At 54.6% G+C, this 22,382-nt stretch carries 18 protein-coding genes and 2 pseudogenes; 5 read left to right on the top strand and 15 right to left on the bottom strand.

Annotation, left to right across the window (positions count from 1 at the left end):
- Positions 1-112: 112 nt before the first annotated feature.
- Together GS636_RS12830 and GS636_RS12825 are read left to right on the top strand one after the other, a co-directional pair.
- A pseudogene (locus tag GS636_RS12830) lies at positions 113-820 on the top strand (IS6 family transposase).
- A 187-nt stretch (positions 821-1,007) separates the two neighbouring features.
- Positions 1,008-1,238: a hypothetical protein gene (locus GS636_RS12825; RefSeq protein ID WP_171669736.1), complete on the top strand. Its 231-nt coding sequence runs from the start codon at positions 1,008-1,010 to the stop codon at positions 1,236-1,238.
- A gap of 303 nt (positions 1,239-1,541) precedes the next feature.
- Here the strand turns inward: GS636_RS12825 and GS636_RS12820 are convergent, their stop codons facing one another.
- From GS636_RS12820 to GS636_RS12790, 7 genes are all read right to left on the bottom strand, one after another.
- Complete coding sequence (locus GS636_RS12820; RefSeq protein ID WP_170425586.1) at positions 1,542-1,712, bottom strand: hypothetical protein; 171 nt, start codon at positions 1,710-1,712, stop codon at positions 1,542-1,544.
- Between the two features lie 82 nt (positions 1,713-1,794).
- On the bottom strand, positions 1,795-4,887 hold the full coding sequence (locus GS636_RS12815; protein ID WP_171669735.1) for an efflux RND transporter permease subunit: 3,093 nt from the start codon (positions 4,885-4,887) through the stop codon (positions 1,795-1,797).
- Positions 4,887-5,984 carry an efflux RND transporter periplasmic adaptor subunit gene (locus GS636_RS12810; protein ID WP_171185199.1) on the bottom strand — a complete coding sequence of 366 codons (1,098 nt, stop codon included), beginning with the start codon at positions 5,982-5,984 and terminating at the stop codon, positions 4,887-4,889. The genes GS636_RS12815 and GS636_RS12810 overlap by 1 nt, the downstream gene beginning before the upstream one ends.
- Before the next feature lie 473 nt (positions 5,985-6,457).
- Positions 6,458-6,898 carry a DUF2846 domain-containing protein gene (locus tag GS636_RS12805; protein ID WP_171669734.1) on the bottom strand — a complete coding sequence of 147 codons (441 nt, stop codon included), beginning with the start codon at positions 6,896-6,898 and terminating at the stop codon, positions 6,458-6,460.
- A gap of 482 nt (positions 6,899-7,380) precedes the next feature.
- Entirely contained in the window at positions 7,381-9,939 is a 2,559-nt protein-coding gene (locus GS636_RS12800; RefSeq protein ID WP_171669733.1) for a TRAP transporter fused permease subunit, read from the bottom strand.
- A gap of 97 nt (positions 9,940-10,036) precedes the next feature.
- Positions 10,037-11,029: a TAXI family TRAP transporter solute-binding subunit gene (locus GS636_RS12795; protein WP_171669732.1), complete on the bottom strand. Its 993-nt coding sequence runs from the start codon at positions 11,027-11,029 to the stop codon at positions 10,037-10,039.
- 150 nt (positions 11,030-11,179) lie between these two features.
- Complete coding sequence (locus GS636_RS12790; protein ID WP_171669731.1) at positions 11,180-12,094, bottom strand: LysR family transcriptional regulator; 915 nt, start codon at positions 12,092-12,094, stop codon at positions 11,180-11,182.
- Positions 12,095-12,223: 129 nt separating this feature from the next.
- On the opposite strand from GS636_RS12790, the gene GS636_RS12785 reads away from it, so the two are divergent.
- Together GS636_RS12785 and GS636_RS12780 are read left to right on the top strand one after the other, a co-directional pair.
- Positions 12,224-13,297 carry a tartrate dehydrogenase gene (locus GS636_RS12785; RefSeq protein WP_171669730.1) on the top strand — a complete coding sequence of 358 codons (1,074 nt, stop codon included), beginning with the start codon at positions 12,224-12,226 and terminating at the stop codon, positions 13,295-13,297.
- 127 nt (positions 13,298-13,424) lie between these two features.
- A pseudogene (locus GS636_RS12780) lies at positions 13,425-14,149 on the top strand (IS5 family transposase).
- A 203-nt stretch (positions 14,150-14,352) separates the two neighbouring features.
- Here the strand turns inward: GS636_RS12780 and GS636_RS12775 are convergent.
- The 7 genes from GS636_RS12775 to pobA are packed head-to-tail and all read right to left on the bottom strand — an operon-like array spanning position 14,353 to position 20,064.
- Positions 14,353-15,408 (bottom strand): 3-carboxy-cis,cis-muconate cycloisomerase, encoded by a 1,056-nt coding sequence (locus GS636_RS12775; RefSeq protein WP_171669729.1) that lies wholly within the window; start codon positions 15,406-15,408, stop codon positions 14,353-14,355.
- A gap of 39 nt (positions 15,409-15,447) precedes the next feature.
- Positions 15,448-16,287: a 3-keto-5-aminohexanoate cleavage protein gene (locus GS636_RS12770; RefSeq protein WP_171669728.1), complete on the bottom strand. Its 840-nt coding sequence runs from the start codon at positions 16,285-16,287 to the stop codon at positions 15,448-15,450.
- A gap of 52 nt (positions 16,288-16,339) precedes the next feature.
- A complete protein-coding gene (gene pcaG, locus GS636_RS12765; protein WP_171669727.1) occupies positions 16,340-16,960 on the bottom strand; it encodes a protocatechuate 3,4-dioxygenase subunit alpha in 621 nt (206 codons plus the stop codon).
- Positions 16,960-17,688: a protocatechuate 3,4-dioxygenase subunit beta gene (gene pcaH / locus GS636_RS12760; RefSeq protein ID WP_171669726.1), complete on the bottom strand. Its 729-nt coding sequence runs from the start codon at positions 17,686-17,688 to the stop codon at positions 16,960-16,962. Before pcaH ends, pcaG begins: the two co-directional genes overlap by 1 nt.
- Positions 17,689-17,735: 47 nt before the next feature.
- A complete protein-coding gene (gene pcaC / locus GS636_RS12755; RefSeq protein ID WP_171669725.1) occupies positions 17,736-18,113 on the bottom strand; it encodes a 4-carboxymuconolactone decarboxylase in 378 nt (125 codons plus the stop codon).
- Positions 18,110-18,895 carry a 3-oxoadipate enol-lactonase gene (gene pcaD, locus GS636_RS12750; protein ID WP_171669724.1) on the bottom strand — a complete coding sequence of 262 codons (786 nt, stop codon included), beginning with the start codon at positions 18,893-18,895 and terminating at the stop codon, positions 18,110-18,112. The genes pcaC and pcaD overlap by 4 nt, the downstream gene beginning before the upstream one ends.
- Complete coding sequence (gene pobA, locus GS636_RS12745) at positions 18,895-20,064, bottom strand: 4-hydroxybenzoate 3-monooxygenase (RefSeq protein ID WP_171669723.1); 1,170 nt, start codon at positions 20,062-20,064, stop codon at positions 18,895-18,897. Before pobA ends, pcaD begins: the two co-directional genes overlap by 1 nt.
- Before the next feature lie 99 nt (positions 20,065-20,163).
- Here pobA and pcaQ point away from each other — a divergent pair, with 99 nt between their 5' ends.
- The gene (gene pcaQ / locus GS636_RS12740; protein ID WP_171669722.1) at positions 20,164-21,087 is read left to right on the top strand and encodes a pca operon transcription factor PcaQ; all 924 of its coding nucleotides are present in this window, start codon (positions 20,164-20,166) and stop codon (positions 21,085-21,087) included.
- Here pcaQ and GS636_RS12735 read toward each other — a convergent pair.
- The gene (locus GS636_RS12735) at positions 21,084-22,367 is read right to left on the bottom strand and encodes a flavin-dependent oxidoreductase (protein WP_171669721.1); all 1,284 of its coding nucleotides are present in this window, start codon (positions 22,365-22,367) and stop codon (positions 21,084-21,086) included. The genes pcaQ and GS636_RS12735 overlap by 4 nt on opposite strands.
- Positions 22,368-22,382: the final 15 nt, after the last annotated feature.

Raw genomic sequence — 22,382 nt, 5'->3', positions numbered from 1 at the left:
GATGTTATGGCTGTCACCATTTTGATCCGGAGGTCTGCCGTAGACATCCTCAGCGGGTCTTGTCAGAAGAACTTTGCTTGAGCGGGGCAGGGCGGTTGCATAGCATTTAGGAATGACCAAACCTGACTCTTTCAAGTACTTCAAAACCAGCCCCGAAATCATCCGCCTTGCGGTGATGCTGTACATCCGATTTCCACTCTCGCTTCGGAATGTCGAAGATCTGTTGCACGAGCGAGGCATCGACGTGAGCCACGAAACTGTCCGATATTGGTGGAACAGGTTCGGTCCGATGTTTGCTTCTGAGATCAGACGAAAGCGAGTTCAGCAACTGCGCGCATTCTCGAAATGGAAGTAGCACGTGGACGAGGTTTTTGTGAAGGTGAATGGCAAGAGGCACTACCTCTGGCGGGCTGTAGATCATGATGGCGAAGTGCTGGAAGCAGTCGTCACCAAACGCCGAAACAAGCAGGCCGCATTGAAATTCCTCCGGAAATTGATGAAGCGCCATGGCTGTGCGGAAGAGATTGTGACGGACCGCTTCGCATCGTATCGGGCCGCTCTCAGAGAGCTTGGGGCTGCCGAAAAACAGCAGACGGGCAGGTGGCTCAATAACCGCGTTGAGAATTCACACCTCCCGTTTCGACGACGCGAACGCGCCATGCAACGTTTCAGGCGCATGCGAAGTTTGCAGAAGTTCGCCTCCGTCCACTCCTCTGTCTACAACCACTTCAACCAGGAAAGATCGCTTACTAGCCGAGAATCCTTCAAGCTGACACGCACCGTCGCTCTTGCCGAGTGGCGCGGTCTTTGTGCCGAATAAAGGACAGCTCTACTGGCCTAGCTGAGACTGGTTCGAATTTGTCTGACAGCACCATCACCTGTTCTGCAAGTATTTTCGGCGAATTTTCCCGCACCCGGATATTAAACAGCCCGCTGATATTCAGGAAATCGCGCGCCAGCTCATAGAAAGTTTCTCTGATCCGGCAGTTCGTCCAGAAGACCCGTTTGTGCGCGACGTTGGATGGGTCACTATCGAAACACCGCAAGAAAAACGTCTCTATGAACAGCTTGAGCCATCAGACGTGCAGTTCTTTAAGCGACGCAATCCAGGTTTCACAAAGGGTCATGGCCTTGTCGTTCTAGTTCCGATGACTTGGCTCAACCTTTTAGGAGCACTTCTTTCACGTCTTTATGAGCGCGCGCGCATCGCTTCCGGACTTCATAAACCCGATCTTTGATTGAACGGTGACTTTGTCCCGCACAACATTCGCTGATGCTCTGCGCAGCGAACGGCTGCTCTGAGCCCAAAGCCGACATTCTCCAGAGCGGGCTTTACAGCGAGCCAAGCCATAACGGTTCAGCAGCGGGAGTTTCGCAGCGGCAACATTCTCAGGATTCGCTGGTGAAAGTCGGCCATTAGAACGGGTAGTCCACCTTTTCCTCGGAGCAACAAAAACAAAGCGAATACAATGAGCCTCGTTCTCAGATCAACTGACGTTTCCTGCAACTAGCGACGCGTCTTAAATAATGCCACAACAAGCTCACTTCGGTGTTTCGCCAAAGTAACCTCCAAAAAATGCGATCATTGCCAACAACACACCAACCAGTATCACGATCACAAGCAGTGCACCGCTACCTTTGGCAAAATATCCCAATGAAACTAGACCAACCACGAAGATGCCGACTAGAAAATAGAGTACTGTATTGTCCATCTTTACCCCCAAATGATTCGTCTACACTCAACAAATACATGCTCCACAAAAAACGATCCAAAGACCGCTAAAAAAGGTGACGTCAAACGGCTTTCGGTGACTGTCGAATGCCACTCAGCGTGGCGAACAAGACTGGGACCAGGATCATTGTGAGCATCGTACCCACCGTCAAACCGCCCATGATCGTGACAGCAAGACCCACCCAGAACACGTCCGGCAGCAGCGGTATCACACCCAGAACTGTCGTGGCCGCGGCCAGTACCACGGGGCGAAGCCGTGAGGCCCCTGCATTCAAAACCGCGTCATAGCCCGGCTGACCTTCGGCCAAGTTATCGTTGATCTGGTCGATCAGAACGATTGCGTTTTTGATCATCATGCCCGCCAGGCTCATGCCCCCCAGCAGTGCTACGAACCCAAAAGGTGTATTCGTGAGCAGCAAGCTCGGAACAATGCCTATCAGCACAAACGGCACGGTCAGGAAAATGACCAGCGGTCTGCGGTATGAGTTGAATAGTCCGACGACGATAAGCGCCATGATCGAAAACGCAGGTATCATCCCCGGAATCAAGGACGCTTGCGCAGACACCGTGTCTTCGTATTCTCCGCCCCATTCCATGCTATAGCCCGGCGGCAAGTCAGCCTCCAAAGCGTCAAAACCAGCGAGAACTGCAGCGCGATAGCTGGGCAGAGTGACACTGTCGATCGGATTGGCCTGAACGGTCAAAACACGGCGCCGGTCGCGGCGATTGATCGTGGGGTCCTCGGGTTGGATATTCACACCGCGAACAACCTGCGCCAGTGGAACAGGCTCGACAGAAAACGGTGACTGCAGTTGCAGCAGTTCAAAGTTATCCACGGCAGCCACGTCGTCCGCGCCAGGTCGAACAATGATGGGCAACAACTCGTCACCTTCGCGGTAGAGGCCGACCGAGCGTCCGTCGAATGCACGCTTTGTCGTATTTCCAAGATCTTCGTATGTGATGCCGGTCCATCGTGCCCAATCCTGGTCATAGTCGGGGACTGTTTTCAGGACACGGTTGCGCCAATCGGTGCGTGCTACCTTTGTCCATGGGTGCTGATCCAGTATCGCGACGGCTCTGTCGCCAATTTCGCGTAAAGTCTCAGGATCGGCATCCGCTGGGCCGATGATGCGGTTTTCGAACGCCCAAGTATTGCTGGGCCCCACACCGAATTGACGTGTGAAGGAGGTCGCCTCGGGCATATTGGCTGCAATCCAAAGCGAGATCTCTTTGGTCATCTCTGGAATGTCGCGATAATCCTCAACGTTCACGATGACTTGCGCGTAGGACGGGTTTGTTCCTTCAGGGTCGACCGGCAAGTAGAAACGCGGCGGGCCAGCGCCGATAAAGCTTGCGATACCGGTCACGCGATCATCCATTTCCACCTGCGCTTCGATCCGCGTGATGGCTTCGGAAACCGCTTCGATCCGGGTTCCTTCAGGGGCGTAATAGTCGATCATGTACTTGGTCATCGAAGAGGTCGGGAAGAACAACTGTGTAACGGTCCCAAACCCGATCCCGGCAATAACCAGCGCAGCGACGGACACTCCGATCGTCAGATAGCGAACCCGGATCGCGGCGGCCAGAAAGCGGCGGTATACGGCGTATAGACCGGTGTCAAAGGTCTCTTTGGCTCCACCCTTTGGGTCCGGCAGCATGGCCACGCACTGTAAAGGCGTGACTGTCATCGATAACAACCAACTGACCAACAACGCAATACCGACCACAGAAAACAGCGTCCGGCAGTATTCTCCCGCGCTCTCAACGGAGGCAAAGATTGGGTAGAACGCCATAACCGCAACAAATGTTGCACCAAGCAGAGACATAGCGGGGCGCGTGGCAGCGTCGATAGCGGCTTTCGCCCGGTCCATTCCCTGTGACATTCGAACCATGGCGCCATCTGCAACCACGATCGAGTTATCGACCATCATACCAAGCGCAATGATCAACGCGCCCAAGGACATGCGCTGAAGATCTATTCCTAGCATCGCGAGCGGGATAAAGGTGGCAAGTATCGTCAGGATCAATCCGCTACCTATTATGATGCCCATGCGAACACCCATCGCCAGGGTCAAAACGACCAGAACAATCGCGACAGCTTGTCCAAGGCTGACTAAGAAGCTGCTGACTGCCAGATTCACGTCGTCAGATTGCCAATGAACCCGTTCTACCTCGATACCTACCGGCAGGCCTGCGATCAGTTCCGTTACTCTGGCGTCTACGGCCTCACCAACGCTGACAACGTTGACACCAGACTGGAAGGATATCGCCAAACCAATAGACGGAAGGCCGTTATAACGCATCATTGTCGTCGGTGGATCAGCATAGCCTTCCTGGACCTCAACGATTTCACCAAGCCTTAGTAACTCTGGTCCACGGCGCTGGCCGCTTTGAGCTTGGTCCAGACCGCTTGGCCGAACAACCAAATCAGCGATGTCTTTCGGGCTGGTGAATGTGCCGCTTGGCGCAATGCGCATGCGATAGTCGCCGATATTTACGCGGCCTGCATCCACAATCGCGTTTTGGGTTTGCAAGGTATTGAGGATGGTCTGAGCCGAAACACCCAATGCTGCCAAGGCTTCTTCCCGTGTCTCCAAATAGATGACCCTATCGCGATCCCCCCAAAGATCGACTCGGCCAACGCCGTCGATCAACGAAAGCTCTCGTTTGAAGTCTTCGGCAAAATCGTCAAGCTCGCGGGCGGAGAAGCCATCAGACGTCATCGCCAGAAGTAGACCGAAAACATCACCGAAATCATCATTGATCGCAGGACGACCAGCGCCTGGTGGAAGGTCTGTTTCAACGTCTCTGACTTTGCGACGCAACGTGTCCCAGATCTGCGGTAGTTGATCCGACCAATAGTTCGGGCGGATCTCGACTTTGATTGTCGACACACCCGCCCTGCTTTCGCTCGAGATGTAGTCAATCTCTTTGATCTCTTGGAGTTTTAGTTCGATCCGTTCGGTAACCTCCTGCTCAACTTCGGCTGGGCTGGCACCAGGATAGAGGGTGGTCACAACAGCCGTCTTGATTGTAAATTCGGGGTCTTCCAACTGCCCAAGGCTAAAGAACGCTGAAATGCCGCCCAACGTGAGCATGACGACCGTGAACCAAACAAATTTGGCGTTTCGGATCGAAAAAGCCGCCAAACCCATTAGTCCGTGTCCTCAGAAAGCAGCGAAACTTTCTGACCTTCTCGCAGAGAGTTTGCCCCGGCAGTGACAACCACGTCACCAAATTCCAGCCCCTCGCTAACGGCCACCCCTTGCGACCGTGGAGTGCCAAGCGAAACCTTCCTTGCCGTTACGGTTTCTGAGCCGGTATCAAACACCCAGACATGCGGATCGGTTTCCCCTTCAGGCACGAAAACCGCGCTGGCAGGAACCATGATCGCATCGAATGGTTCGTGCCCTTCCTTTGGTTTTCCGCGAACGCGCCCCGCCATACCCGGAAGAACAATTGCGTCTTCGGGCTGCTCCATTATCAATGTGACAGGGAATGTTCGCGTCGTCGCCGAAGCCTCTGATCCAATCTCACTAATTTCTGCGGGTAGAACAACGTCCCCCAAAGCGTCAAAAGTGACGGTTATGTCTTCAATGTGCGGGATCAGGGCAATGTATCGTTCGGGGATATCGATCACCACTTCGATGTGCTCGGCATCCAGAATGCGCAGCACTGGGGTTTGTGCTGCGACTTCTTCAAAATCTTCAATGTATTTGGCGACAACACGACCATCGAACGGTGCGGCCAAGCTTGTATAGGTTAAATCCAGAGTGGCTCTGTCTAGTGCGCCTTGGACGGAATTGATTGCCGCCTGAGCTGACGTTTCGCCTGCAACAAACCTGTCTAGTGTCGCCTGAGCGGCAACGTCTTTTTCAACCAACGATCGCTGCCGATCTGTTTGCAACTTGGCGTTTTCGAACGTCGCTTGTGCGCTCTCAAGTTCAGCAGTAAGCCGATCGACTTCGGCCTGGTACGGGGCTGGGTCCAGGGCCGCGATGACAGCACCTTTCGTCACAAGGTCGCCAACTTGAACGTCGACACCGACAACACTGCCCGGCACGCGAAACGCCAACGACACTTCGCGTGCGGCTCTCGCCGTACCGACAAAATATCGGTCATGCAAACTGGATAGGTCAGAAATCTCGGTGCCTCTGACAGGTCGTATTAGTGATTGGGTCGCTTCTTCTTCTTTCTCCCAGCAACCGGCAAGCAACACGAAGGCTAAAAGCCAAACCGATAATCTCTTCATATCCCCCTCCAGTGCCGCACGCGTTCCCATCTTCGTTTCTTTGAAGGTGCCCTAACTTGCGGATTTTGCGCCTAAAGCTGCTACAATTGTACGCGCTTACCAATCAAAGTCAAAAATCAGAATTTGTTTAGGGGTGGTGGAGAGAAACACGAGTAACTCTTGTCAAACTTACAAGACAACTTCGCAGTACGACGTCGCCTCGATGCTGCTGTTTGTCCTATCGGCAGCACAGAAGGCTGGTTTTCGAGGTAGTGTAGCTGCAAGCGTGCAGAGGTTACACCGCGATTGAGCAAAGCCACGGCCGTCGTCCCGGCTAACGTGTGGAGCGGAAATGTCCGCTTTTGACGAACCGCTGTCATGCCTACTTTTGAGCCAATGGTGGCATTGTCCGCAGAGCGGTCATTCAGACGGAACGCAGCGAACGACCGCTCTGAGCCCAAAGGAGCCGTTGTAGCAGTCTGTTGACCCAATGGTTAATACTTGCCGGTGAAGACGAGCTCTTTCATTTTAGGTGCAGCGCTCGCGGCATTGACTTGAACAAGCTTTGGCACGCCCATCAATGCGCCAACCTCAATTGTACATAGTACATACGAAGTCTGCCCCGTGGCCACATTTACCGTGGCCACACTAGTTTCCATTGTGCTTGCGCTCACCGTGTATTGACCAGGGGAAACGTCCACAAAGAAAACGCTGTCTACTTCGCACTTCCCGGTTGGCAAGCCATTGACCAAGACAGCAGGTTTTACACCAAAAGCCTGCACTTGCTGCGTGCGGAACACCGCAATACGTCCTTGTCCAGCTGGAATTGCAGATTGTGTTGCGGCCGCCTCTTGGTATGCTGGGCCTTCCGTACATCCACTCAATATCGCCGCTATTGCGACAACTAACGTAAGGCACTTTGAAGCCATTGGCATTGCACATCCTCCCACTGCAGAAAGCCGAGTATCCGGAGTTTTGCATAAATCCAGCCTAAGCCACCTTGATACATATCAAAATGCGAATGTGATTATTTTAGTGTCTCGGCTGGGGTGGGACTGACCACGGAGAATGGCCACTTTGTCCGCAAAGCGGTTGCTTGGCAGGTCGGATTCAACGACAGCTTCGAGCCCAAAGCGGGCGTTTATCGAGTTAAGAAATACGGCCTCAACTTAGTTGAAGCTTGTCGAGATTCAGCGCTATGCTTGCGTTTCGTCGGTCTTCCCGATGCTAAGATGTCAATTGACCTGCACGACTTCGCCTGTTGTTCTAACTGCTTTGGTCCGTTTTAACTTTGGTGTTTTTTTGTAGGCCATGCTCGGAGTCTGAAGCACAGGAAACGCTCTCTCATGCCGTGGACCCAGGAAACGCTCAGCTCGACACCGCCAATTGAGCGGACCGGAGGGAAACTGCTGACGCGTTAGTCGGCGCCTCTCACCGGAATGGGCGCATCAGGGTCCGGATGGAACAGGCGCTGCACAAACCACGTCACGACAGCCAGTCCGACGCCAATCAGATCGGTCAAGAGCCCCCCAGATATCAGGAACAGTGCGGCGACGATCAGAAGGCCGCGGATGAACCAGGCTGAGCGCGCCCCGACGAACCACCCCTGCACGCCGCTGGACAGCAGGAACACACCGATGACGGCCGTCACACCTGCGCGTAGGATTTCGAGCGTCGTGCCATCCATCAGGAGCGCCGAGTTGTAGAAGAACATGAACGGCACAATGAAAGCGGCGATGCCGATCTTGAACGAGGCTACCGAGGTTTCTATTGGGTTGGCACCAGATATCCCTGCGGCCGCATAACTGGCCAGTGCAACGGGAGGGGTGATCGCGGAGAGAACCGCGAAGTAGAACACGAAGAAGTGCGCCGTGAGCTGGGGGATACCAAGTTGCACAAGGCCAGGTGCAACCACGCTTGCTGCGACGGCATAGGCCGCGGTCGTGGGCATACCCATACCGAGCAGGATTGCAATGCACATCGCAAAGAACAAAGCCAGAAGCTGGGACGCAGCGGCAAGATCAAGGAGGACCGCAGAGAAACGCGCGCCGACCCCTGTGAGGCTGATGACGCCGACAATTATTCCTGCGCAAGCGCAGACCGCGATGATCTGGATCGACATGACGCCTGCGAGTTCGAACGCCTTAAGTATCGAGCGTAACCCCATACGGTATGGGGTCAGCCAACTGACGACCACTGCCGCAACGGTGGCGAGTGTCCCGGCGCGGATGACTGAGTAGCCAAGGAAGAGCGCATAGATAAGGATGATGATCGGGATGAATAGATAGACCTGACGGACCATCTTGTTAAACTTGGGCAGCTCATCCTCGCGCATGCCGCGCATACCGAGTTTCGCAGCCTCAAAATCAACCATGAGGTAGACGGAGACGAAATAAAGCACCGCTGGGATGATCGCCGCGATCGCGATCTCCTGATATGGGATACCCGTGATCTCAGCCATGATGAACGCACCCGCACCCATGATCGGTGGCATGATCTGCCCCCCTGTTGAGGCTGCCGCTTCGACCGCGCCAGCGGTTTTCTTGTGGTAGCCGACCTTCTTCATTAGCGGGATCGTGAGCGACCCGGTCGCCACCACATTGCCTGCCGAAGTGCCGTTGATCATGCCCATGAGACCAGAGGCAAAAATGGCAACTTTCGCGGGACCGCCCCGCGCGCGCCCCGCTGCGGCAAAGGCAAAGTTGACGAAGTAGTCGCCCACTTTGGAGGCCTGCAGGAATGCAGCAAAGATAATGAACAGGATGATGTAGGTCGAGGAAACCGCTGTCGTTGGCCCAAGAATACCCGCATCGGAATAGACATGGCCGAAGAACCGCTGCCAGCTATAGGCGTTTTCAACTGCGAGGATGCCGGGCAACAGGTGGGCGGTGAAGGTATAGATCAGGAAAACGCCCGTAATGATCACAAGCGCAAGACCGGCCACGCGGCGGGTCAATTCCATGATAAGCGCAGCGCCCGCCGTGGCGGCAAAGGCCACACCAATTGGTACTTCTGCCGTGCCCACCGAATTGCGAGCGGCAGTGGAGTAGACCACGACCAGATATGCGGCGACGATCAGACCGCAAAGCGCCAAGACAATGTCGGACAGGGCGAAACGATCGCGCTCCACTCGATCGATCCAGCCAATAACAATCGCTGCAAAGGTTGCCACGAGAAGCGGCACACCGAATTGCCAAATCTCAGCTTCGAAGATGCCTTCATAACTGGGAAACGCACCAAGGCGTTCGCTGCCTTCAGGCAGAGACATCCAAATCACGCGTCCTCCAACTTCGGCCGCGTCGCCTGAGCTCAGGAAATTGGCGAAGCCAACAACAGTATATGCCGACCAAGCAACCGGGATGAGCAGGGCGGCAGAGACCATTTGCAAGCCCGATCCACGTGCCACAAAGCCTGCACCAAATTGCCCAGAGGCGAACAGCAAGAACCCGAGCGCCAAGGCTCCGCCTATGTGGAGGATGCGGAAATTCCATGTCTCCAGTGGGAATTGCGGCAAGAACCATAGTCTCTCGGACCACGTTGTGCGCACGGCTCGCGCCTCACGCGTTAGAGCGGCGGCTTGGTCCCGTGCTGTATCTAGTGCGGTGATGCTGATGGCTATGTCGTCCGCGTTTTCAGCCGTTGACATAGTCTCATCTGCGAGCGCCTTGAGGCGGCGCACCGAATTCCCTTCGAACGCCTCTCCGGCTGGCCCAAGTGTTGCACGCAAATCGTCAAATGCCGCATCTGCGGCGGCATCGGCGCGCTCTGCTTGAATAGTCGTAGGCAAAGCAATGAGGTTCGATAACGAAACGCCGTTCAAGGCGATCATGTGCAGCGCGGCATAAATCGTGGCCACCGCAGCGACGATGAAAAGACTACGGCCTTCAAACAGACGACGGTTTCCTTCGATGGGCTCTTCGTCCACCCCATCTGCGATCAGGTGGTCGTCATCTTTTACCGCGTCTTTCTGCGTCATCGTTCTGTGCTCCGCGTGTCCGAATGCCCACAAAGTATCCGCGCTCTGAAAAGAGCGCGGAGTCGTTTGTCTAGACTTGCCTCAGTGGCAAAAGTACTTAGCCGCCGTGGACCATATCCGCCGGGATGTCAGCGCCCGCGTTTTCCATGAACCACTTTGCGGCACCGGGATGCCATTTCATCACACTGTTGCGGTCCCAGAACTCAGGCAGCGTCGAACGTGCCGCCTTGTGCGTGGCGACCATCCGTTCGTTGTCGGACATGACCGCATTCACGACCTCGAAAACGAAGCTTTCGGGGAGATCGCAATTTGCGATTGCGAAGTTCCACATCGACACGGAACGCGCCGGTGCATCGAGAGTTGTGTAAGTGTCGGCTGCGATATCGAACTGTGCCACCGGGAAAGCAGCGGTGATCTTTGCCTGCTCCTCTTCGGTGAACTCGATGATGTTTACATCGGTTTGCACTTCGAGCTGCGACACGGCGGGGACAGGAACGCCAGCGGCAAAGGCGATCACGTCAAGCAGACCGTCCTGCAACTGTCCACCCAAATCAGACCAACCACCATTGCGACGTTCAAAATCCACACCCAGCTCTTCCATCATACGCGGGAAGTAGGTGTCTGATGTCGATCCTGCCGGGCCAAAGCCGATTTTCGCTCCGGCTGGAATGTCAGCGACGCTTTCGATGCCTGAAGACGACAGTGCGGTGATCGAGAACGGCGTCTGGTACATCGGGAACATGGCGCACGCGTTGGTCATTTGAAGACCCGGCGCGATTGGGTTGTTTCCAGCAATGGACTCGGCGGCGGGCCCCATAGTGGTCATGCCGAATGCCAGATCGCCCGCATGAACAAGCGACATGTTTTGCATGGGTCCACCGGTGACTTCCGCACCGCCAGCAACGCCGGTCGCCTCAGAAACGATGCCGCCCCAACCGGAGCCGTATCCGAAATATGTGCCACCCTGGGAGCCGGTCCCGATGGTGAAGCTTTCCGGCCAACCTGTGCGGTCCTGCGCCGAAGCGTTGCCTGCAGCCGCCAACGTGATCGTCGCTACAACTGCAGCGGCCGTCGTATGTCTAATATTCATGTATTTCCTCCCGAGATCTGAACTCATGCAGCTGCAACGGTGCTCAAGCCGCATGTTTCGAATTGTTCAGAAGTTTTAATACGTCTGTTTTGCTTGACACCAGCATCTAGGATGCATCGGCGGTTATACAAATTATTGATATAATGCGCCTCACGCGGTCCGTGAAAGCTCCAGCAAATTCTCTTGAAGAACTCGCAAGAAGGCGTCACGGGATTCATGTCGCGTTTCTTTGAGCCAAACTGCTGACAACGCAAGGCTCTGTTTTGCAATATCCGTCGACCCGTTCAAAGTAACAAAACTGACGCCCCCAACCGCCAGGCGCGAGGCCCATTTGGGAACAACTGCGAGTCCGACGCCTGTGCTGACTAGGCTGACGATCGTTTGTTTTTCTTCGGCGATTTGGGCGATCCGGGCAGTGTATCCCGCCTCGAGCAACAACTTTATCGTCAAATCGTGGCTATGCGGCCGCGAGCCGCGATCCGGAACAATCAATGGCTCATCGGCAAGGTCCGTCACGCTCACAGCCTTGCGTTTTGCGAGGCGATGATCCTCTGGCATGGCGACAACCGCTGTTTCCGAAAAAAGAGGCAAAAAATCGAGCCGACTGTCCGGCGCGTCCGGGGGACGCACGATCGCTATGTCCAAGCGGCCCGATAGCAGTCTCGGCAAAAGACGAATTGTTTTTTGCTCTAATAGCTCAACGTCGATCTCGGGATAAGTTTCACGGACTTTCGGGAGCAGTTGCGGCATCAGCCCAGCAGCGGCACTGTCAATTGCGCCGATCCGGAGAATTCTCGATTTTCCGTGAGTGCCTTCACGAAAAGTGCGCTCCATCTGATCAGCTTGCTCCACCAAGTCGCGGGCCTGAGCGACGAACTCGCGCCCTGCATCCGTCAACGCTACATGTCGCGTTGTTCTGACAAGAAGTTGTCCACCGAGCCCCTCTTCCAGGAGTTTGATATGCCTGCCGAACGAGGCTGGGAGCATGCCAAGTTTCTGGGCGGCACGGCCGAAATGTTGTGTCTCGGCCACGGCAATCAAACATCGAAGTTGGCGCAATTCCATCTGGGTCTCATTATATCAATTTTTTATATGATACAGCTGCGATTGCTTGTGGTCCAACAAACAAAGATACACTCAACTTCAACGCTTCTCACAGCGTTCCGAATGACAAAGCGTCTAAAGGGGAGTGATATGAAGACGTACAGAATCGCCGCTATTCCAGCTGATGGGATTGGACCGGAAGTCATTGCGGCGGGTGTCCAAGCCCTTGAAGCGCTTTCCAAGCGGGATGGCAACTTCCAGCTTGAGTTTGCCCATTTTGATTGGGGTTCGGAACGCTACAAGCGCGACGGCGCGTTGATGCCCGAAGATGGGACGGAGACGCTCAAAGCCTTTGACGCGATCTTTTTCGGTGCAGTTGGCGCGCCTGATGTTCCCGATCACTTGACGCTCTGGGGTCTGCGGTTGCCGATTTGCCAAGGCTTTGATCAATACGCAAACGTACGCCCAACCCGCATTTTACCTGGCATCCAGGCCCCTTTGGCGAATGTCGGGCCAGGGGATCTAGATTGGGTGATCGTGCGCGAAAACTCCGAAGGCGAGTATGCCGGGATGGGGGGGCGCGCGCATCGAGGCCTTCCGGAAGAGGTTGGAACAGAGGTCGCGGTTTTCACACGAGTCGGTGTCACCCGCATTATGCGTTATGCGTTCAAACTGGCCCAGTCACGCCCCCGAAAGCTGCTCACAGTGGTGACCAAATCGAATGCTCAGCGCCATGGTATGGTCATGTGGGACGAGATCGCTGAGGAAGTATCAAAAGACTTTCCTGATGTAACTTGGGACAAGATGCTTGTGGACGCGATGACCGTGCGGATGGTGAAATCACCTCAAGGCTTGGACACAATTGTCGCTACGAACTTGCATGCCGACATATTGTCCGATCTTGCAGGTGCACTGGCCGGGTCTTTGGGGGTTGCCCCAACGGCCAACATCGATCCGGAGCGGCGGTACCCTTCCATGTTCGAACCGATCCATGGATCTGCATTCGATATCACTGGTAAAGGCATTGCCAATCCTGTGGCAACATTCTGGACAGGGGCACAGATGCTCGAACATCTTGGTGAAACGGATGCAGCGCAAAGGCTCATGCGGGCCGTGGAGAAAGTGTGTTTGGACGGAGTCATGACACCTGATGTCGGCGGCCGATCCAATACACAAGAAGTGACGGACGCTGTCTGCGACGCAATTAGGGGCGATAATATTTAGTGCGATTTCCACCAAGATACGTTGAACCCTGCACTATGTCTGGATTTCTGACAAATATTGCGTCGCTCAGCCCTATTTACTGAGGTTCGACCGGAATCTGCCTTCTATCTTTCTATCTTTGGTGCAGATGGCGCGCCTTTAGCCCTTCTTACCAAAGTCTCACGGCAAACCCCGCGTCGATGACCGGCGTGTGTTGAGTGGAATAATCTATATCAATCGCAATGGCTGAAGGTGGCGCGAAGCGCCGCGTGAATACGGCACACACAAGACACTCTACAACCGCTGGAAACGATGGAGCGACAAGGGCGTCTTCGCCCGAATGATGGCGGGTCTGGCTGCCGAGCAAGACGAGGAGCGGACTGTGATGATCGACGCTACGTATCTAAAAGCTCACCGAACAGCGGTCAGCATAGGCGTGAACAAGGGGAGCGTGGACGCCTTAATAGTCTGACCAAAGGCGGCATGAACACCAAGCTGCACTCCATTTGCGACTGCCAGGGCCGACCGCTCTACTTGTCGGTCAACGCCGGTCAGATCAGCGACTATATCGGCGCACGGGCATTGTTGAGCAGCCTGCCGGAAGTCGATCGGCTTCTCGGTGATCGTAGTTGTGACGCCGACTGTTTCAGAGAAGCGTTGAAAGACAGAGGGATACGCGCCGGCATCCCTGACCGGAAACAGCGGAAGAAACCAGTGAAGTGCGACAAGCGTCGCTACAAGAGGCGCAACCGCATCGAGGTCATGTACGGAAGGTTTTAGGATTGGCGGCGCGTGGCGACCCGATACGACAGCTGCCCGAAGGTCTTCCTTTCAGCCGTCGCCCTCGCTACGCTCGTCATCTACTGGCTATGAGTCCTGACCCTAGTAGTTGCTGCTGCCGGGTGTAGTGAATGACCGCATTGCGCCTAAAACCACTGTTGTTTGATAGTAGTCGATCATCCTTTCGTCCCGAAGCCCGGTCCGCGTACGCTCGGGACGGCAACCCAGTCAGGTCGCTGGCGTTGGCGGGATCCAGTGTTGGGGTTCTCGATACTGTTCAGTTTGTGAACACTTTATCAGTGACCCAATGAATCAACACCGGTTAGTGTCGTTTGAACAACGCTCAGCGCTTTTCCAGTGGCTACGATCATTTGCGGCAAGATCATCCATTCCAGCATCCAAGCTGCTCCAGACCGCTCTTGCTCGTGTACTAGTGCTTGGTGGATGCCAGACAATTGTGTGGCGTTGAAGCGAGCGAGTGTTTCAAGCAGTTCGGCCTGCACTGGGTTCTGTTTGTGGGGCATGGCGGATGAACCTCCACCGCCGGCAAGCTGGATTTCCGAAATTCCTTGCTGCGACATCAGGGTCACATCCTGTCCGATCTTGCCCAACGCTCCCGTTGTCAGGGACAACCAACTGGCGAATTCGGCAATTGTGCTTCTGTCAGTATGCCAGCAGTTTGTAGGATTACTTAGGCTCAACTTATCCGCCATATAGGCTGCAATTTCGTCTCCATCCAGGCCAAACGCCTTTCGATCTCCGACCGCGCCACCAAGTTGAATGCAAAGAATAGAGGGCTTGAGTTGTTCTAGGCGAGATTGGTTCTGCAATAATGGTCGCTTCCAGCTATTCATCCTGTCCTTTACAGAAATCGTTAGTGCCGCCTGCATGCGCGTGCGGCCCATCAGGGCATTTTCACCATATTCTGTGATCAGCTGGTCAATTGCGTGAACGGCCTCGTCAAGACGCGATCTCATTAGGGCAAAGATCGGCTTGAGAGTTAGAACCAATGCTGTGTCGATCACATCCTGCGAAGTCATGCCTTTGTGCAAGGCCGAGTGATGCTCTTCAGAAATTGTTTTTCGTATTTCTTTGACCAAGGATGGAAGAACCACGCCATCATTTAGCGTGCCTTTGGCCAATTTAGGCAAATCGGGCGAAAACGCCGCAAGTGAAGCAAGGACCGCGTCGACCGCCTGAGGCTCGGCTTGTCCAACATTCCCCAGAGCGCGTGTGTAGGCGGCCTCGACGGCAAGCATGTTATTCAGCACTGTTTCGGCAGACAGCAGCGATTCCAATTCGGCGTCGCCAAACAGACCGCCAAGCCAAGGATGGGAAAAAACATCAGGCATAGTGGGCGGTCTTTCTAGTTATTTTTGACGATTTAATGATTACACGATCTGGGGTGTTTTCAACCCCAGCATTTCACGCGCCTGTTGCCACGTTGCGACGGAGCGTTCGTACTTGTCACAGAGTTCGGCGGCACGTTTAACGAGTGCAGCATTCGACGGGGCAAGTGTTTCGCGATCAAGGCGAACATTGTCTTCAAGACCCGTACGCGTATGCCCACCTGCCGCGATGGACCATTCATTCACGACGATCTGATTTGCCCCAATTCCTGCGGCACACCATTCAGCGTCGGGCGCACGTTCAGTCATGATCTTGGCATAAAAATCAAAGACTTCCTTGTCGACCGGCATCGCGTTTTTTACACCCATGACGAACTGAACGTAGAGTTTGCCGGGCAAAGCGCCGTTTTTGTTCATATGAATGGCCTGTAGGATGTGGCTTAGATCAAAGGCTTCGATTTCCGGAGTGACCTCGTATTTGTGCATCTCTGATGATAACCAGGCGACCAGATCAGGACTGTTGGTATAAACACGTGTCGGAAAGTTTACCGAGCCAACCGACAAGGACGCCATATCTGGACGCAGGGGCAGCATTCCGCCGCGTTCTTTTTCAGCGCCTGATCGGCCACCTGTCGAAAACTGGATGATCATGCCGGGGCAATGCTTTTCTAGCCCTTCTTTGAGACGCGCAAATTTTTCCGGGTCCGACGTGGTTGTCTGATCGTCGTTGCGCACATGTGCATGTGCAATAGTTGCCCCCGCCTCAAAAGCTTCGTGAGTGCTTTCGATCTGCTCCTCCACGGTGATTGGAACAGCCGGGTTGTTTTCCTTGCGTGGCAGGGAGCCGGTGATGGCGCAGCAGATGATGCAAGGCTTGGTCATGATGGGCTTCCACTTTGGGTGCCCGCCAACCCATGGCTGGCGGGTAAATCATTCAGACGTCGAAGAAAACGGTTTCGTCTTCACCTTGCAGCTTGATGTCAAATCGATAGATTATCTGGCCATCACGTTCACTACGTTTGGCCAACAGGGTGGCACGGCGACGTTCCCATTCGATTACGTTGAGCACGGGATCTTCGGCATTGGCCTCAACCTCATCTTCAAAATAGATGCGCGTGTTCAGACCGACATTGATCCCGCGTGCAACCACCCATAGGTTGATATGGGGTGCTTGCTGCCCAACGCTGCGAGCGCGTGTTCGGCCCGGTTTGACCGTGTCAAAGGCCCATTCGCCAGTTTCAAAATCGGTTATGACACGACCCCATCCGCGAAAGCCGTCTTCGACGTCTCCTTCGTCTTCCGGGTGGGCGTAAACCCCATCGGCATTGGCTTGCCAAGCTTCCAGCAAAACGTCTTTGATCGGGGAGCCAGTGCCATCTATCACAACACCTTCGATGCGGATGCGTTCCCCTTTGGCATTGGGGCCGGTGATGTCCCATCCTAGTTCTCGCGTGTAGATGTCAAACCCGGCAGCGCCCGGTGCCAGTCCGATATGGACGTAAGGGCCCGCGGTCTGGGACGGGGTCTCTTTCAGATAATTCAGCTCCTGAGGCATCAGTTCCCCTCCAGACGGTTTTCAAACAAGGTAGATCGGCGTCCACGAAGGATGATGTCAAACTTGTAAGCGATGGTATCAAGCGGGATGGTTGAGTTCATATCCAGCGCGGCAACCAATTGCTCGATCGCATTCGGGTCGGGAATGGTGTTCACGATCGGGCATTTCGGTATCAGTGGGTCGCCTTCAAAATAACACTGTGTGATCAGGCGTTGAGCAAAACCGCTACCGAAGATCGACATATGGATATGCGCGGGGCGCCAGCTGTTCACCCAGTTGCGCCAGGGATATGCCCCGGGTTTCACCGTTCGGAAATAGTAGTAGCCATCTTGGTCCGTAATCGTGCGGCCACATCCCCCGAAATTTGGGTCGATCGGCGCCAGATAAGTATCTTTTTTGTGTCGATAGCGGCCACCCGCATTTGCCTGCCACATCTCGACTAGCGTATTCGGAACAGGGCGTCCGTTCTCATCCAGAACCCGGCCATGAAGGATTATCCGTTCACCAATCGCGCTTTCACCGGGTTGGGCGTAGTTGTAGATCAGGTCGGCATCCAACGGATCGACGTCATTGTGACCAAAGACCGGACCGGTGATTTCACTGACCGAATTCTGCAAGGAAATCAGCGAATATTGCGGTGAGCGCGCGACGCTGGTTTTATAATCCTTGGTGTAAGCGGGCGGGTGCCATTCTCGGTCTCTTTGGTAGAATTCGCCAGGCTTGTTCATCGGCGGTTCGCCTCCTTGGGCTGGGATGTTCAGCGCGTTTCCCAGTGTTATTCGTTTTCCATCTCTTGGTAAGTCTGTTTGGCAAGCTTCAGGGCATGATTGGCGCGCGGAACTCCAGCATAGATCGCGACATGCTGAAACGCTTCCAGAACATCCTGCTTGCTTGTCCCGGTCCGGGCCGTCGCGCGGATATGCATAGGTATTTCCTCAAAATTCCCTAGTGCTGCCAGCAAGGCGAGCGTCAGCATTGACCGTTCGCGATCACTGATACCGTCCGAAGCCCAAACGGTGCCCCATGCGCCTTCGGTGATCAAAGCTTGGAAGGGCTGGTCAAATTCGGTCTTGCCGTTCTCGACGTGATCAACATGCGTATCTCCAAGGATACTGCGGCGTACGGCCATACCTTTTTCGAAACGGTCGCTCATAGGCATGTCTCCTTAAGGAATGTGGTCAGGTGACCGGCAAAGGCCCCGGGTTGTTCCACGCAAGGCAGATGACCAGCGTTTTCGATTTCGACAAAACGGGAATCTGGCACAAGCTGCGTCATTGCGCGGACAAGCTCAGAAGGGCTGGCCCCATCTTCTCTGCCACCAATTCCCAGCACCGGCACCCGTAGTGTGGATGTTGACTCCGACAATTCCGTTTCGGCGATCGCGGCGCAGCAGCCGATATACCCTTCAACCGGCGTTCCAATCAGCATATTGCGCCAAGCCTTTGCTTCCGCAGTTGCAAGGAAATCCGATGCAAACCAGCGGTTGAGAATGGCATCGGCAAGGCTTTCGATCCCGCTCATGCGGATGGCGCTGATACGATCCTGCCACATTTGGGCTTCGCCCATTTTGGTGGCCGTGTTCGATAGAACCAGTGCCTTGATCCTCTGGGGTCTTTGCGCTGCAAGGGATTGGCCTATCATACCACCGATAGACAGCCCGACAAACACACAGGTCGAGACTTCCAGATAGTCCAGCAATGCAGCTGTGTCATCCGTCAGATCCGCCATGCTGTATGGGGCTGGTGGGCAACTAGACAAGCCATGTCCGCGCTTGTCAAATCGGATGATCCGCAGACCATTCGGAAGACGCGAAACGATCTTGTCCCAAAGACGCAAATCTGTACCCAACGAGTTTGCAAAGACAATGGGAAAACCATCTGGATCCCCATCCTCTTTCCAGTGCAAGCGCACAGTATTGAGGTCAGCCATTAACATCAGTATGGCAGTCCAACATAGTTCTGGGCAAAGACTGACTGGGCCTCGCGATTGTCACGCAAGAAATTGACATCTGCCTGCTGCATTTTCAGGTCAAACGCGTTCTGCTTTGGGAAACGATGCAACAGATTTGTCGTGGACCAACTGAACCGTTCGGCTTTCCAGATGCGGGCAAGGGCTTTTTCCGAGTATCTGTCAATGCCCTCGCTCTCGCCATCTTCGTAGAATTGACGCAATCCGTTGTAGAGGTAGTGAATATCGCTAGCGGCCGTGTTCAACCCTTTGGCGCCTGTTGGAGGTACGATATGAGCGGCATCGCCGCACAAAAACAAACGTCCCCAGCGCATCGGTTCAGTAACGAAAGACCGAAGGGGCGCGATGGATTTTTCGATCGAGTCTCCGGTCACGAGTTGATCAGCGAATTCATCCGGTATGCGACGCTTTAGTTCCTCCCAAAACGCGGCGTCCGTCCAATCATCGGGCGAATCCGAAAGCGAGCACTGAATGTAGTATCGGCTGAGGTTCTCGTTACGCATCGAGCACAGTGCGAAGCCGCGATCAGAACCAGAATAGATCAGTTCTTCATGCACAGGAGGGGTTTCCGACAAAACGCCGAGCCAGCCAAAAGGATATAGTTTTTCGTACTCCTTGCGGACGGTTAGGGGGATGGTCTGGCGGCTAACTCCGTGGAACCCGTCACACCCCGCGATAAAATCGCAATCAAGCCGGTGTTCTGTGCCCTCAACTGAATAGGTCACATAAGGCGCGTCACCATCGGCATCATGGATACCGACGTTTTCAGAATTGAAGACGATTTTGCCATCCATCGCCTCGCGTGCGTCATACAGGTCGCGAGTTACCTCGGTCTGGCCGTACACGACGACATGTTTCCCGGTCAGTTCACTAAAGTTGATACCAAACTGCGTGTCTTCGTATGTGATGACCGTTCCATCATGAATGAAACTTTCCTTTTCCATCCGATCGGACACACCCGCCTCGCGCATCAGGTCTACAAAGCCTGTTTCAAGAATACCTGCGCGAATGCGACCTAGGACATAGTCCTTGGTCTTCCGTTCAAGCACCACGGATTCGATCCCTTTGCGGTGCAGCAACTGGCTGAGCAAAAGGCCAGACGGACCCCCTCCGATGATGGCGACCTGAGTGCGCATGAGCTCCTCCTCTTTCCCTGCTGAAACACATATTGATTGCCAAAGATTGCAATGTAAAATGAAGATACGTTCGGTTTGGTTGTCGAAAGAGGAAAGTAAGTGATCGACAGGCGCATCAAGTTTCGCCACATTCAGTGTTTTGTTCAGATTTGTCGGGAACAAAGCCTCAAAGTTGCGGCCGAGAAACTGTTTCTGACCCAGCCAGCCATTTCAAAGACGCTGAAAGAGCTGGAAGAGATTATGGGTGCCACCCTGCTGGTGCGGAACCGATCAGGTGTGTCCCTAACAAGGCAGGGAGAGGTCTTTCTTCATTTCGCCGAAATGTCACTTGCAGCGATTCAGCAGGGTTTTACGGGCGTTGAACAGGTTGGGGCGCAGGGGAAAACACGATTGTCAGTCGGTGCGTTGCCTTCGGTCGCCGCGCGCCTGATGCCGGATGTAGCGACAGAATTTGCAGAACTGGCGCCGCAGACAAGTCTGCGAATTATGGACGGCCCACATGGATATCTGGTTGAAAGATTGCGGCTGGGAGATTTGGATCTTGTGATTGGCCGCTTGGGTCAGGCTGACACGATGCAGGGAATTTCGTTTACGCAGCTCTATGAAGAGAGGGTAGAATTTGTCGTCCGCGCCGGGCACCCGTTGTTGTCCAATCCCGATGTAAAACGTATTGGCGAGTGGCAAGTTATCTATCCCCCAGAAGGTTCTGCTATACGATCTCTGGTAGATCGGTTCCTTATTGCCCATGGTGTCGGCGAGATTGAGCAGCGTCTGGAGACCGTTTCGGGGGCCTTTGGGCGTGTTTACACACGCAGGACGGATGCGGTTTGGGTTATCTCGGCAGGGGTCGTAGCTAACGAAATCGCGGATGGCCACATGGTTGCTTTGCCTTTCGAAACATCCATTACGCGCGGCCCTGTGGGGTTGATGCATCGGCCGGATGACATTCTGTCTCCGCAGGCTCAGGTGTTCAGCCTTGCAGTAAACAACGTGCTGGATCGGTTAGGGTTGAAATCGAGTTAGCAGGGAACCTGGGCGCCCTCTGCAATGGTCGGAGGCGCATCATTCAATGCATCCCGCGCAAAACCAGCAGCGGCCTTGTATTTGGCCATGAATGTAGCACGTTCGTCCGCTGGGATAACATCGTCGATGTTATCGAAGTCTCCCCCACAGCGGTCATTGACTATGTTCAACAGCCCAAAAGGCCCGGCCCCACGATTGCGTAGGATCAATTGGGAAACGGGTTCGCACAGTGTTTTGTTATAGTCTGCAAGCGCGTCCAGGTTCAGGCCATGATCCAAGAATTTTGCGCCAAGCGTTCGCGCATCAATGATGGCTTGGCTGGCCCCGTTCGAGCCGGTCGGATACATCGCGTGTGCTGCATCACCCATCAAGGCAACCGGACCGTCCACCCAGCTTGGGATAGGATCGCGATCGATCATCGGGTTTTCGTATGTGGCATCTGCATTGCGTATCAGTTCGGGCACGTCGAGCCAGTCATATCTCCAACTTTCAAAGTGATGGGCGAAATCCTCGGTGCCTACCTGTCTGAACCATCCGGTGGTCTCGTGGGCGGTAGGATCATCATATGTGACTTCGGCAATCCAGTTGATCAGGGCCATCCCGGTTTTGGGATCAGGATGCGAGATCGGGTACATCACCATCCGGTGCTTATGCGTGCCAAGCCCAACAAAGGATGAGCCCGTTCGTATGGGTTGCGCCAAGGTCGTCCCGCGCCACATGATGGCCCCGCCCCAATGGATCGGAGGTTGTTCGGGGTGCATCTGCGCCCGAATTGCTGAATGGATACCGTCTGCACCGATCAAAACGGTTCCGGTTTCCCGGATTTCTCCGGCATCTGTCTTCAGTATGGCCGTGACGCTTCCATCCGGGTTGATCTCGTATCCTGTGGCCCGTGCTCCCAGACGAACATACGCGGCCCCAGCGCGTTCAACAAAACAGCGATACAGGGCCATGTGGAACTCGCCACGATGAACGGCGTATTGGGGCCAATGGTACCCCGCATAGGTTCCACGGGGTTCGGCGTAGATCTCTTGTCCTTTAAGGCCCAATAGCGCCCATTCTTGTGCGGGGACTCCAAACCGATCAAGATCTTCTGGTGTAATCCCAAGGTCAAAAAGCTCACGCACCGCGTTGGGTTGTAGATTGATTCCGACGCCCAACGGTTTCAATGTGCGTACGCTTTCAAACACCACACATTCCACCCCGATCTGATGCAGGGTCAGCGCAAGAGAGAGTCCTCCAATTCCGCCGCCAGAGATGAGTACGCGTCGATCAGTCATGCTGCGTTAGCCTTT

This window comes from Ruegeria sp. HKCCD4884 (genome assembly GCF_013110855.1).
In the GTDB taxonomy this organism is placed as follows: domain Bacteria; phylum Pseudomonadota; class Alphaproteobacteria; order Rhodobacterales; family Rhodobacteraceae; genus Ruegeria.
The sequence above is the reverse complement of the archived record's forward strand: the minus strand, read 5'-3'. Positions and strand labels throughout refer to the sequence as shown.